General features: G+C 52.0%; 11 protein-coding genes. 5 read left to right on the forward strand and 6 right to left on the reverse strand.

Annotated elements, in window-relative coordinates; all coding sequences use genetic code 11:
- Positions 1-165 precede the first annotated feature (165 nt).
- On the forward strand, positions 166-1,806 hold the full coding sequence (locus CZ787_RS01825) for a glycerol-3-phosphate dehydrogenase/oxidase (RefSeq protein WP_087105622.1): 1,641 nt from the start codon (positions 166-168) through the stop codon (positions 1,804-1,806).
- Between the two features lie 170 nt (positions 1,807-1,976).
- On the opposite strand, the gene CZ787_RS01830 is transcribed toward CZ787_RS01825, so the two are convergent.
- The 4 genes from CZ787_RS01830 to CZ787_RS01845 form a co-directional block, all read right to left on the reverse strand.
- Positions 1,977-2,201 (reverse strand): hypothetical protein, encoded by a 225-nt coding sequence (locus tag CZ787_RS01830; protein ID WP_087105623.1) that lies wholly within the window; start codon positions 2,199-2,201, stop codon positions 1,977-1,979.
- Between the two features lie 422 nt (positions 2,202-2,623).
- Complete coding sequence (glpK, locus tag CZ787_RS01835; protein WP_087105624.1) at positions 2,624-4,111, reverse strand: glycerol kinase GlpK; 1,488 nt, start codon at positions 4,109-4,111, stop codon at positions 2,624-2,626.
- Between the two features lie 109 nt (positions 4,112-4,220).
- Positions 4,221-4,979 (reverse strand): DeoR/GlpR family transcriptional regulator, encoded by a 759-nt coding sequence (locus CZ787_RS01840; protein ID WP_087105625.1) that lies wholly within the window; start codon positions 4,977-4,979, stop codon positions 4,221-4,223.
- Positions 4,980-5,118: 139 nt separating this feature from the next.
- Positions 5,119-6,963 (reverse strand): SLC13 family permease, encoded by a 1,845-nt coding sequence (locus CZ787_RS01845; protein ID WP_087105626.1) that lies wholly within the window; start codon positions 6,961-6,963, stop codon positions 5,119-5,121.
- 294 nt (positions 6,964-7,257) lie between these two features.
- Here CZ787_RS01845 and CZ787_RS01850 point away from each other — a divergent pair, with 294 nt between their 5' ends.
- Positions 7,258-7,902, forward strand: coding sequence for a TenA family protein (locus CZ787_RS01850; protein ID WP_087105627.1), 645 nt, complete (start codon positions 7,258-7,260; stop codon positions 7,900-7,902).
- An 82-nt stretch (positions 7,903-7,984) separates the two neighbouring features.
- Here CZ787_RS01850 and CZ787_RS01855 read toward each other — a convergent pair whose 3' ends face one another.
- A complete protein-coding gene (locus CZ787_RS01855) occupies positions 7,985-8,962 on the reverse strand; it encodes an NADPH:quinone reductase (RefSeq protein WP_087105628.1) in 978 nt (325 codons plus the stop codon).
- Between the two features lie 195 nt (positions 8,963-9,157).
- Here CZ787_RS01855 and CZ787_RS01860 point away from each other — a divergent pair, with 195 nt between their 5' ends.
- Positions 9,158-9,922, forward strand: a complete 765-nt coding sequence (locus CZ787_RS01860; RefSeq protein WP_087105629.1) for a glycerophosphoryl diester phosphodiesterase — start codon at positions 9,158-9,160, stop codon at positions 9,920-9,922.
- A gap of 38 nt (positions 9,923-9,960) precedes the next feature.
- The gene (gene nfo, locus CZ787_RS01865; RefSeq protein ID WP_087105630.1) at positions 9,961-10,821 is read left to right on the forward strand and encodes a deoxyribonuclease IV; all 861 of its coding nucleotides are present in this window, start codon (positions 9,961-9,963) and stop codon (positions 10,819-10,821) included.
- Here nfo and CZ787_RS01870 read toward each other — a convergent pair.
- Positions 10,791-11,378: a helix-turn-helix domain-containing protein gene (locus CZ787_RS01870; RefSeq protein WP_087105631.1), complete on the reverse strand. Its 588-nt coding sequence runs from the start codon at positions 11,376-11,378 to the stop codon at positions 10,791-10,793. The genes nfo and CZ787_RS01870 overlap by 31 nt on opposite strands.
- Before the next feature lie 318 nt (positions 11,379-11,696).
- Between CZ787_RS01870 and CZ787_RS01875 the strand changes: the two genes are divergently transcribed.
- Positions 11,697-12,908, forward strand: coding sequence for a benzoate/H(+) symporter BenE family transporter (locus CZ787_RS01875; protein WP_087105632.1), 1,212 nt, complete (start codon positions 11,697-11,699; stop codon positions 12,906-12,908).
- The last annotated feature ends 65 nt before the right edge of the window (positions 12,909-12,973 follow it).

The following is a 12,973-nucleotide window of genomic DNA, read 5'->3' on the forward strand; positions in this document are numbered from 1 at the left end:
CATGAGTGCCATAAACCGGCTCCACGATGGAGTCGGTTTTTTTATAGCCACTCAATGTTCGTTTTCAAACTTGAAAGATCGCAAACGATCACATATTCTTCATAAATGAAAATAACTGTGTTTTGCTTTGGTTATCAAACCTAATTTCCCATTAATGAGGCTATCATGACCCTGCGTGAACAAAACGTTAGTCAATTGACAAGTACCACCTTTGACGCGCTGGTGATTGGTGGCGGTATTAATGGCGCGGCCAGCGCGGCTGCGCTGGCGGGCAAAGGTGCCAAGGTTGCCTTGATTGACCGTGGCGACTTTGCGGGCAGCACCAGCATGCAATCCTCCAACCTGGTTTGGGGAGGCATCAAATATATGGAAAGCAATGACTTTGGCTTGGTGCGTAAACTCTGTAAGAGCCGCAATCATCTGATCAAGAGCTACCCTTCCACGGTTGAAGAAATACGCTTTCTCACCACGATTACTAAAGGCTTTCGGCACTCCCCTCGCTATCTCTGGGCAGGCACCTGGCTTTATTGGTTAATGGGTAATGGATTTACCAAAAAACCCCGCCTGCTTTCGCCAAAAAACATCAAGCAAGAAGAGTCGATCATTAATGTCGATACATCGGTGGGCGGCTTTGAGTATTCGGATGCCTACCTGCACGACAATGATGCCCGGTTTGTGTTTAATTTTATCCGCCACGCACTCGATTTCGGCGCGACAGCCGCCAACTATGTGGAGTCGCTGGGCGCTGAGCGCAAAGACGGCATTTGGGTAACGAAAGCCCGCAATACAATGGATGGCAGCACCTTTGAGATACGTGCCAAGGTATTGATTAACGCGGCAGGCCCATGGGTTGATCATCACAACAAACTGACCAACCAGCAGACATCGCACCAGCACCTTTACTCAAAGGGCATCCACTTAATCGTGCCGCAGTTAACACAATCAAAGCGGGTACTGGCGTTTTTTGCCGATGATGGACGGCTTTTCTTTGTTATACCCATGGGTAATCGTACCTGTATCGGCACCACCGATACCCACATGGACCACCCTAATGCGGTGGTGACCGATGAAGACGTAAGCTTCGTGCTGGAGAACATCAACAAGCGCTTAACGCTTGAGAAGCCCCTGACGCCTAGCGATATTATTTCAACACGCTGTGGTGTGCGCCCCTTGGCCATTGAGGCCAACCAGGGCAGTGACCGAGACTTCCTGCAGCTTTCACGCAAACACATTATTGATACACATGACGATACGGCACATATCAGTATCTTTGGTGGCAAGCTCACCGACTGTTTAAACGTCGGTGATGAAATTGCGGATGCGGTAACCCAGCTAGGCGTGACGTTAACCAAACCCAAGTTCCAATGGTACGGCGAACCTTCTGATTCTGTTAAGCAGCAATTTATGGCTCAGGCCGAGCGTATCGGCCTTGACGCGATGACGCCCAGCACCTCTTCAGAGCTACTGACAAAACGCCTGTGGCGCCGCTACGCGAATAAAGCGTTTGCAATGCTTGAAAAAATCGAAGCAGACCATGACCAGGCCGCCTTGCTTATTGAAGGTACCGAATATATTCGCGTTGAGCTTGAACACGCCCGCGATTATGAAATGATCACTGAACTGGAAGACTTCCTACGGCGCCGGGCCAAAATATCGCTAGTGGTGCATCATGATCAGCTACGCCACTCGGAAGGGCTTAAAGAGGCTTGCCGGATGCTTTTCGGTGACCAGGCCGATGAACGATTTAATGCCTACTTTGAAAATAATTCTGGCGAGGCGATTCAACAAGCAATGGCAGATGCTTAGTGCTTGCTCAAAGCATGTCATCACAAGTACGTCATCAAAAAACACATAGTCAGAAGTACTTATCCAAACGTAGTTAGCCTACGTTCATAGCCAGACCACTGTGATAAAAAAAGCCCTCTTAAAAAATGTTTAAGAGGGCTTTGTGTGCGTCAATATAAGCGTTTAACGCCTTACTCCTCGTTGGCAACCTGCAGCTGCGAGTCGCCTGCCAACACTTCATCCCAGGCTTCATCTAGCGTACAGCCAGACCGACTATCGAGCGTATCGATCACTTCTACGGCACATTGAAGCGACCTAGGGCTATCTTTAAGAGCAAGTACCAGCTTAGCCAGATCCTGCTTGCTAAATGTACTGGCAATCTGGTCAGCTTGCTGGCTTAGTTCAATACAGTTCATATTCAGTACCTCATGGTATGGTCATCCGCTGCCGGTCTCACAAAGGGCTTTCGCTGATAAAGGCAGCCGCCCTATACGTATGGTGACATTGCTACTCATGCCAGGTCGGATAAGCACCTGGTTCGGTGACTGCGAACGGTCAAAAAAACAGATAAGATCTTCACTCTTTAGCGCCTGCTGTATGCACGCACAAAGGTTATATGGCAAGGCATAGTGCGATGTGTCGGGGTAACGAGGCATCACTCCATCCCATGCCCTGACTATGGTCCATGAACGATTAACCAACAATGCATCATTGGACGCACGCCCCGTTGTAGCTTGACGACATCGGCCGCTGCCCATGGTTAAACGTGTTAAAAGCTTACAACAAGAAGAGAATCAAGAAGTGCACGCAGCCACCTTGCGATGGCTACGTGATGGCCTTATTCGCCGGAACGTACGCGCGACACGGCATCCAGCCAGCCTTGGTACAGCTGCTCGCGAGGCGCATCCTCCATGGTCGGCATAAAGCTCTTTTCACAGTTCCAGAGCTGTTCAATTTCTTCCAAAGAGTCATACCAGCCTAAACGTAAGCCTGCCAGGTACGCTGCTCCCAGTGCAGTGGTTTCTAAAATAGTGGGACGATCCACCTCAACATCCAGCATGTCGGACAAAAACTGCATCAGCCAGCTGTTTTTAACCATGCCGCCATCCACACGCAGTTTGCTTGGTGTGGCGTCCATATCGTCGTTCATGCAGTGCTGTAAATCGCGGGTTTGGTAACAGACTGCCTGCAAGCCTGCCGCAACGATTTCTGCAATACCGGTGTCCCGTGTCAGGCCAAAGATTGCTCCCCGCGCTTTAGGGTCCCAGTGCGGCGCCCCAAGCCCCGTAAATGCAGGTACCAAATAGACGCTATGGCCCAGTCGGGTCTCCTTGGCAAGCGCCTCGGTTTCAGCCGCATCCGCAAACAGGTTCAAGCCATCCCGCAGCCACTGTACGGTTGCACCTGCAACAAAAATGCTGCCTTCCAGCGCATAGGTGGGCTTACCGTTAAGCCGATAGCCGATGGTGGTCAACAAGCGATTACGCGAAAGCGCAGGTGTGTCACCGGTGTTTACAATCATAAAGCAGCCGGTGCCGTAGGTGCTTTTTCCCATCCCCGGCGTAAAACATGCCTGCCCTACTAGCGCTGCCTGCTGATCGCCCGCCACACCAGCTATCGGTAGCTCAGCCCCTAACCACTCTGCCTCCATCATGCCGAAATCATCGCTGGAGTCTTTCACACTGGGCAGCAGGTTGGCAGGTATGTTGAACAGCGCCAGCAAATCCTCATCCCATTGCTGGGTGTGTATGTTAAAGAGCGCCGTGCGTGAGGCATTGGTGGCATCGGTGACATGCTGCTTACCGTTTGTCAGCCGCCAAATCAGAAAGCTATCTACGGTTCCAAATGCCAGTTCGCCACGCTCAGCGCGTTCACGGGCACCCTCCACGTTCTCAAGCAACCATGCCAGTTTCGTCGCCGAAAAGTAGGGATCAATTAACAGGCCGGTTTTTGCTTGAACGCTATCGGTATGCCCAGCTTCACGCAGCGTTTGGCAGGTATCAGACGTTCGCCGATCCTGCCATACAATCGCGTTATAAAGTGGCTTACCTGTTGCGCGGTCCCACAACAGCGTGGTTTCGCGCTGATTGGTAATACCCACACCCGCCACTTGACCTGCAGAAACACTGGCCTTCACCAGCACTTCTTTGCAGGTCGCAACTACTGATTCCCAAATATCTTCAGGATCATGCTCAATCCAGCCATCACGGGGAAAGTGCTGGGTAAACTCTTGCTGGGCAACGGCCGCAATTTCCCCTTGTCGGTTAAACAAGATGGCACGGGAGCTGGTGGTACCTTGATCAATAGAAAGTAGATAACGGGACATTAGATGTTCGCTTTGAGGTGAATATTTTCGCTTTATTATGAATAAGGCTACGCTAAGCCTTATTGATGCTCAAGTACGAAAATACCCCTACAAAGCAGCCTTGGCCCGTTTAGGCGATATAGAGCGCCACATCATATTGGGTAAGCAACTGCTGGATAGACTCGGGAGGCTTGCGGTCAGTGAACAACGCATCCAGCTGGGAAAGATTCCCTTGACGTACCACAGGGTTGCGATGGAACTTGGAGTAATCCGCAGCTAGATACACGCGTCGCGAATTAGCAATGATCGCTTGGGCCACACGTACTTCCTGGTAATCGAACTCCAACAAAGAGCCATCTTCATCAATACCGCTGATACCAATAATACCGTAGTCGACCTTAAACTGATTAATAAAGTCGATGGTTGCTTCACCGATGATGCCGCCATCCCGAGAGCGCACTTGGCCGCCCGCAATGATGACGTTAAAGTCTTCTTTATGCTGCAAAATAGCGGCGACGTTCAGGTTGTTGGTGATCACTTCCAACCCTTGATGCTCTAGCAATGCCTGGGCAATGATTTCATTGCTGGTACCAATATTGATAAACAGCGATGAGTGATTAGGAATATGCTGTGCCAGACAATGAGCAATACGCTCTTTCTCTTCAAGATGCAGTGTTTTACGGGTGCTATAGGCCGTATTAACGGTGCTTGACTCAATGCCCACGCCACCATGTACCCGCCTCACTCTGCCCTCGTTCGCCAACGTGTTGAGATCGCGCCGAATCGTTTGAGGCGTTACTGCGAAATGATCAGTCAGTTGCTCAATGCTCATATAACCGTGCTGACGAACCAGCTCGACAATCGCATCCTGACGGTATTGTTGATTCATAGGCTTAGCCTGTTCACTTTTGTTTATCGCCAAGCGTAATAGGATAACAAAATCTGATAGCCCTGATCCACACGACGAAACTCAACAAAGCTCGGTGGCCAACGGAGGGCCACCGAGCACTATCTCTTGCTGTCGTTACTTACAGCGGCCATACCCACAAAATAACCGGCAGGGCAACCACCAGCACAATGATCGAAAGCGGCAAGCCTAGCTTCCAATAATCACCAAACCGATAGCCGCCTGGCCCCAGCACCAGTGTATTGGACTGATGGCCGATGGGGGTTAAAAACGCGCATGAAGCACTCACCGCGACCACCATTAAAAACGGATCAAGAGAGGCATTAAAGCCTTGGGCTAAACTGGCGGAAATCGGTGCCATTAACAATGCGGCGGCGGCATTATTGACCACATTTGAAAGTAGCATGGTGAGCACGAAAAGGCCGATTAAGGAAATAAAGATGGGCCACTGCGCGCCAAAGCTAAGCAAGGCATTCGCCACAATCGTAGCCCCACCGCTGGTTTCCAAAGCCTCCCCTACGGGTATCATGGCGGCTAACAGTACAATCACAGGGCCATCAATGGCCTGATAGCCATCCCGCAGCGGTAATACCCCAATTAATAGCGAAATAAGCGCGGCACAGCCCATTGCGACCGCTGCGGGCAGAAGGTCCAGCAACATCGCGACAATGGCCAGCGCAAAAATCCCGATTGAGATAACCAACTTACGCGGCTGGCCTAACTGCAGCTCTCGATTAGCCAACGGCAAACAGCCTAAGGTAGAAAGGCTATCGCTAATTTCGTTCTCGCTGCCCTGAAGCAGTAGTACATCGCCGGTTTGAAAACGAATATCTCGCAAGCGCTGTTTCAAACGACTACCGTCACGAGCAACTGCCACCAGATGTAGACCAAACTGTTGATTTAATCGCAGCTGTCGGACACTGCGATTATTCATCATCGAATCATTACGCACGACGGCTTCGATCAGTTGCAGCCCTTCGGTATCCACCGGCTGCCGGCCCTCACTGCTGTCTGCTTCGCCCTCATCCTCTTTTGAGGCATCTTCATCCTTCTCCTCAGGCTCCGCAACCGCACTCAACCCTACTTTATCTTCAAGCAGCTTTAGATCATCCGGGCCCGCCTCAAGCAGTAAAATATCGCCCTCTTGCAAGATTCCGTGAAAGGAGTAGCCCGCCCGGCGATTATCATCGCGCACTACGGCCAATACAGGAATGGTTTCCTCAAGTTCATCGCGTAACTGCGGCAGCGTTAAGCCGTTGGCTTTAGAGTCCTTGGTAACGTTAAGCTCTACCAGATAATTGGCGGTATCAAACATCTCTTCAGCTGACGACTTCGCATTGCGTTTAGGCGTTAAGCGCCAGCCAATTAACACGATAAACGCAAGACCTACGACGGCCACCGCAACCCCGACAGGGGAAAAGCTGAACATGCCAAAATTTTCTCCGGTCACACTGCCACGGTAGCTGGAGATAATAATATTGGGCGGTGTGCCAATCAGGGTGGTTAAGCCCCCCAACAACGAACCAAACGCGAGCGGCATTAAAAGTAGTGAAGGAGACGTGTTATGTTCGCGGGCAAGCCGCATGGCAACGGGTAGCAATAGCGCTAACGCCCCCACATTATTCATAATGCCGGACAACACCACCACGGTTCCTACTAGCGCTAAAAGCTGGAGCATCAGCCGGTCACCCACCTTGAGCACTTGGTTGGAGATAATATCCACTACGCCAGAACGCTCAAAACCACGGCTTAACACCAGTACGGCAGCCACCGTAATAACGGCTGGATGACCAAACCCGGCAAACGCTGAATCAGCCGGAACAAGCCCTAGCATAACTGATGCAAAAAGCGCCGTTAATGCCACTAAATCATAGCGGAAACGTCCCCATACGAACGCTACCAACGTTAATCCCAGCACGATGAATATCAGTGTACTGGGTGCTAAGCCGATTGCTTCCATCGCCATGCCACCTACCTCATTGTAACGCTTTTGGATCAGAGCAAGGCGAACTCACTACCCTACCTGCTTAACCCTACCTACCGACTTGTTTCTCCGAACCTTAACCCATGTAAACAGTCGGGTAACCTTCCTACATTAGACGGTATCTATACAACCGTATAGGGTACGCAAACGCCTTAACGTGACAAGGTGCTACCTCATCGCTGGCCGCTTACTTGTGTGCGACGCGAAGGCTGAACTTGGCTGCGCGAGTCGCTAAGATGCTTCTTTGAAGTTTGGCTTTAACCTACTGGAGATCCTATGGATTTATGTCATCGCTTACGCGAAGCTGCCCAGCCTCACTGGAACGCCTCGGTTAATCATCGCTTTGTTGACCAGTTACTGGCCGGAGAAGTCGAGGATGCTGTGTTCGCCCGCTATCTGGTCCAGGATTTTCGCTTCTGCGATAGCTTTGTGCGCTTATTGGGTGCTGCCGTTTGCGTCGCCGACGACCCGGAAGCACGCCTGACCCACGCACGTCAGCTATCGGTACTGGCGGGAAGCGAATACCGCTATTTTATTGATTCGTTTAATGCCTTAAACATTCCCGAATACCAGTGGAAAACCCCGGAGCTGACTGAACCGACACAGGCGTTTATCAGCTTGATGGAAAAAGCCTGCATGTCGCAGGACTACGCCTACATTTTGGTCGTGCTGGTCGTGGCAGAGTGGCTTTATCTTGAATGGGCTCAGCGCGCTTATGACCCACTTCCTACACGAGCAGAACATCGCGACTGGATCGTATTACACAACGAGCCCGACTTTGTTCGCTGGGTTGGCTTTTTATGCAATGAGCTTAATCGGGTGGGCGCCACGCGCGATTTTGCTGAGCTTAGTCAGCCATTTATAGAAGCCAGCCAAATTGAGCAACGGTTTTTTGATATGGCATTTGAGACCGTTGTTTAAGCGATAAAACGTTTAAGGATTAAATCGTCAAAAGCCTGAAACAACAAAAGCCGCATTTGCGGCTTTTGTTACTCACTACCGATCAGGGCAGCAGTACGGTTGAACCGGTTGTTTTACGGCTCTGAAGTGCATCCTGGGCTTTACCCGCATCGGCCAGCGGATAGCGGTTGGCAACATCAATTTTGATTTTGCCACTCTCGATCATGCTAAAGAAATCTTTGCACATCATTTCCAGACGCTCGCGCGTGTCGGCATAACCGTTCAGGCTGGGGCGGGTAACAAATAGCGACCCTTTCTGATTCAAAATTCCAATATTAACGCCATCAACCGGGCCGGAGGCATTACCGAAGCTGACCATTAACGCGCGGGGCTTCAGGCAGTTTAACGACATTTCCCACGTGTCCTTGCCCACAGAATCATAAACCACATCGCACATTTCGCCGTTAGTAAGCTCACGGATGCGTTCAACGACATCTTCTTCGGTGTAATTAATGGTCGCCCATGCGCCATTTGCCAGAGCCAAGTCGGATTTCTCTTTAGAGCTAACTGTACCAATCAACTTCACACCTAACGCCTTGGCCCACTGGCAGGCAATCGAGCCTACACCACCCGCCGCGGCATGGAACAAGATGGTCTCGCCGCCTTTGAGTTCATACGTTTGACGTAACAGATACTGCACGGTTAAGCCTTTAAGCATGCTCGCCGCGGCGGTTTCAAAATCGATAAAGTCAGGCAGTTTGACGACTTTTTCAGCCGGCAGCGTATGATGCGCCGCATAAGCGCCTAACGGGCCTTGCGCATAGGCAACGCGGTCCCCAACACTTAGATGAGTAACCCCTTCGCCAACCGCATCGACAATCCCCGCGCCTTCGGTACCCAAGCCCGCAGGTAGCGACGGTGCTGGGTAAAGGCCGGTACGAAAATAAATATCAATAAAGTTGAGGCCAACGGCTTTATTGGCAACCCGCACTTCACCCGACTTCGGCGCTGCCGGAGTAACCGTCGCTAATTCAAGCACCTCGGAACCGCCGGTACGGGCAAACTCGATACGCTGAGACATATAAACTCCTTGTACTCTATTTTGATAAACAGACATTTTGTAAACGAGCTAGCGGCTATCCAAACGCTTTAGGCATCAGAAATCAAGCCGTTAGTCCTAAGCGAGCGGCATTCGCTGCGATTGACCTGACACGCTGATGTCACTTGCGCATGCTAGACTGATTTTACTTAATCTGTGACGCCTTATGGATGTGCGATGACCCACCCTGCTATTACCCTCCCTACCCTAATTGCTCACCGCGGCTATTCCGCCGCCGCCCCTGAAAACACGCTAGCCGCCGTACGAGCCGCGCATGAGGCAGGTGCCCGCTGGGTTGAGCTGGATGTTCAATTACTGGGCGACGGTACCCCCGTGATTTGGCATGACGCGGAAGTGGACCGTTGCTCTGATGGGCGGGGGAACCTCAATACGCTCACTTGGCCACAGGCCAAAGTTCTGGATGTAGGCAGTTGGTTTGGCGATGCCTTTGCGGATGAAAAAATGGCAAGCCTGGAGGCTATGCTGGCGCTGCTCAATGAGCTGGAGATGGGCGTCAATATGGAAATAAAAGTCAATAAAGGCCGCGACCCAATCGAACTGGTTAATCGCGTACTACCAGAAATGCTCGATGCTCTATCGCCAGAACGCCTGATTGTATCTTCGTTTGATGTAGATGCACTTAAACACTGCCGCACATTGGCACCAAAAGAAGAACTCGCGCTGGGAGTCTTGTTTGGCAACACGCCCAGGGAGTGGCGCGCCCTCTGCGAGGCGGTTGATGCGTTCAGCATTCACCCCCACTGGCCACGTTTAAAGCGCGACCAGGCCGATGCCATGCACCAGGCGGGCTATCAACTTTTGTGTTACACCGCGAATGACCCAAGCGCTTTTAATAACCGCTGGGAATGGGGTATTGCTAGCGTGATTACCGACGAACCTGCTATTTTTAAACGTTTTTTGGATAACCAGCGTTCAAAATAGAGTCATCAGGGGGATGTCATGAAATACAAGGGGGGTTCATGAAATACATAGGTGCACACGTTAGCGCAGCGGGCGGAGCCGACCAGGCCGTGCAACGTGCGGTGGAAATAGGCGCTAATGCCTTTGCGCTATTCACTAAAAACCAGCGCCAGTGGAAAGGCAAGCCGTTAACCGATAAGGCAATTGAGGCCTTTAAAGCCGCCTGTCGCCAGCATGGCTTTGGCCCAGAGCAAATTCTTCCCCACGATAGCTACCTGATTAACCTGGGGCACCCGGAAGCCGAGGGGCTTGAGAAATCCCGTGCGGCTTTTTTGGATGAAATGCAGCGCTGCGAACAACTAGGCCTGACGCTACTTAACTTTCACCCCGGCAGCCATCTAAACAAAATCAGCGAGGCGGATTGCTTAAAACGTATTGCGGAATCGGTTAACGAAGCGCTGGTACATACCCAAGGCGTGGCGGCCGTTATCGAGAATACTGCCGGGCAAGGCACTAACCTTGGCTGGCACTTCGAGCACTTGGCGGAAATCATTCGCCATGTTGATGACAAGTCACGCGTTGGCGTATGTATCGACACCTGCCATGCGTTTGCGGCGGGGTATGATTTACGAACCGCCGAAGCGACACAGGCAACCTTAAATGAGCTTGGCAGCATCGTAGGCTTTGAGTATTTGCGCGGCATGCATTTAAACGATGCAAAAAGTGCGTTTGCCAGCCGGGTTGACCGCCACCACAGTTTGGGAAAAGGCAATATTGGCCTGCCTGCCTTTACCACCATCATGCAGGATGCCCGCATTGATGGAATCCCGATGATTTTAGAAACCGTAGAGCCTGACATCTGGCCTGAAGAGATCAGCTGGCTGCGCACTCAAGCAGAAGAAGCCGCCCCCGGCAAATAGTGAATCACATCATGAAAGCGTAAGCGCGTGGCCGTGGCATTACGCATTGCGTGGGGGCGGTCAGCAAAAAAGCGCAGCCCCTCGCCTACCTTTAGCGTTTGCCAACGGTCATCAAGGCGCAGCTCCATCTCTCCTTCCACAACCACAATATGTTCTACCACGCCCTCAGCATGCGGCGCTGACTCGCTGATCGCGCCGGGCGCCAGCTCAATCATGAACATTTCAAAGCCCAACAATGGATCATAAGGGAAAATCAGCCGTGCCTGCATGCCTGCACTGTCATCTCCCCATACCGACTCACCGCTATCCCGGCGTAGCTCGCCCTGAACCGGTTTTTGGCTGTCGAATAGGGTAGAAAATGACACTCGAAAGCCACTGGCGATTTTCCACAACGTTGATACGGTCGGGCTCGACTCACCGCGCTCAATTTGCCCTAACATGGCTTTGCTTACGCCTGTTTCACCCGCCGTGCGGTCCAGGCTCCAGCCATGTTTATTACGTAACTGCTTAACCGTGCTGGCTATATGTTCAGCAATGGTGTGAACTTCATTCGCCATAGGGCTCCCCTTTAACACCATAAAAGAAGTTTACTGACTCACTCGTCAAAGCGACACACGCATTTAATCGGCACCGCGATGAGTGTCTGTCCGTGCTGATAATTACTTTCACTTCGCCAGCCCTTTGGGTCGGTATGTTCTGCTGTTTTTTAGCCACGTATCGCCGCTCAAACTCATGAGCAAGGGTTCCTTAAACTGCGCATATCTCTTTAGGGTAAGGCCTTCTTAATGGCGTTGTGCGCTATAGCGCACGGTGGTAGCCTACACAACTGTGCGCTATAACGCACATTTAATAATAAGCGTTAGCGAGGAGATACCATGGAGGCGCCATCCAGCGAAGGGCATGCCACCTCGCCACGGCCACACTACTCGGCCTGGCGGGACGTTAGCCTATCAACGGTGACGGCTGGGTTTGTTGCCGTCGTCATTGGCTATACCAGTTCAGCAGCGATTATTTTTCAAGCCGCAGAGGCTAGCGGCGCATCCGCAGCGCAAATCAGCTCTTGGCTTTGGGCATTGGGCATGGGTATGGGCGTTACCTCCTTCGGGCTTTCGCTGCGTTACCGCATGCCCCTGCTAACCGCTTGGTCGACGCCAGGCGCCGCCTTTCTGGCCACTAGTTTGCCGGGTATTCCGCTTGATGAAGCCATTGGCGCTTTTCTATTCTCAGCGCTGCTTATTACACTATGCGGCGTAACGGGGCTGTTTGATCGTTTAATGCGCTATATACCAAGCGCGATAGCGGCCGCCATGTTGGCCGGCATTCTGCTGCGCTTTGGGTTGGGGCTGTTTAACGTGATCGAGACACAGTGGCTAATCCCACTCGTTATGCTGGCCGCCTGGATAGCAGGTCGCCGCTTATGGCCCACCCTTGCGGTACCCGGCGTGCTCGTCACCGGGCTTGGGCTTGCATTTGTGCAGGGGCAAATCAATTTAAACGATATTCCACTCACCCCGGCCATGCCCGTTTTTACTGCGCCTGCATTTTCCTTAACGACCCTGATTGGCGTGGGTATTCCACTTTTTATTATTACCATGGCGACCCAAAATCTACCGGGCGTGGCGGTATTACGCGCTGCAGGCTATCAGCCAAACAGCTCACCGCTTATCAGCTGGACAGGCGGCGCAAGCCTGCTGCTTGCGCCATTTGGTGGCTTTGCGCTCAATATGGCGGCGATCAGTGCCGCTGTCTGCATAGGCCCTGATGCCCACGCAGACCCACGGCGCCGCTACACGGCAGGCATGGCCGCCGGCATTTTTTATACCATTATGGGGATTTTTGGCGCTACGGTAACCGGCGTGTTTAACGCCCTACCCAACGTACTGGTGATTGCCCTGGCGGGTATCGCCCTGCTTGGCACACTGGCAGGCGGGCTAGCCAGTGCCTTTGCCGATAGCCGACATCGTGATGCCGCCATCGTCACTTTCTTGTTGACCGGTTCAGGCATTACGCTACTGGGTATTGCTGGGCCATTTTGGGGGTTAATCGCGGGTTTAATCACCTTAAAGCTGACGACGCCCAATCAATAACTAATAACCAACAACCAATAAAAAACGAGATCCCCAAGCAGGCTTACAGAGCAGCCCATGGGATC

It is taken from the genome of Halomonas citrativorans, assembly GCF_900163645.1.
GTDB lineage: Bacteria > Pseudomonadota > Gammaproteobacteria > Pseudomonadales > Halomonadaceae > Vreelandella > Vreelandella citrativorans.

Excerpts from the sequence above, each read along its gene's own strand:
- CZ787_RS01870 (WP_087105631.1), bottom strand. The coding sequence starts at position 11,378 with ATGGCGAATGAAGTTCACACCATTGCTGAACATATAGCCAGCACGGTT.
- CZ787_RS01840 (WP_087105625.1), bottom strand. The coding sequence starts at position 4,979 with ATGAATCAACAATACCGTCAGGATGCGATTGTCGAGCTGGTTCGTCAG.
- CZ787_RS01850 (WP_087105627.1), top strand. The coding sequence starts at position 7,258 with ATGGATTTATGTCATCGCTTACGCGAAGCTGCCCAGCCTCACTGGAAC.
- CZ787_RS01830 (WP_087105623.1), bottom strand. The coding sequence starts at position 2,201 with ATGAACTGTATTGAACTAAGCCAGCAAGCTGACCAGATTGCCAGTACA.
- CZ787_RS01860 (WP_087105629.1), top strand. The coding sequence starts at position 9,158 with ATGACCCACCCTGCTATTACCCTCCCTACCCTAATTGCTCACCGCGGC.
- CZ787_RS01845 (WP_087105626.1), bottom strand. The coding sequence starts at position 6,963 with ATGGCGATGGAAGCAATCGGCTTAGCACCCAGTACACTGATATTCATC.
- glpK (WP_087105624.1), bottom strand. The coding sequence starts at position 4,111 with ATGTCCCGTTATCTACTTTCTATTGATCAAGGTACCACCAGCTCCCGT.
- CZ787_RS01855 (WP_087105628.1), bottom strand. The coding sequence starts at position 8,962 with ATGTCTCAGCGTATCGAGTTTGCCCGTACCGGCGGTTCCGAGGTGCTT.
- CZ787_RS01825 (WP_087105622.1), top strand. The coding sequence starts at position 166 with ATGACCCTGCGTGAACAAAACGTTAGTCAATTGACAAGTACCACCTTT.
- CZ787_RS01875 (WP_087105632.1), top strand. The coding sequence starts at position 11,697 with ATGGAGGCGCCATCCAGCGAAGGGCATGCCACCTCGCCACGGCCACAC.
- nfo (WP_087105630.1), top strand. The coding sequence starts at position 9,961 with ATGAAATACATAGGTGCACACGTTAGCGCAGCGGGCGGAGCCGACCAG.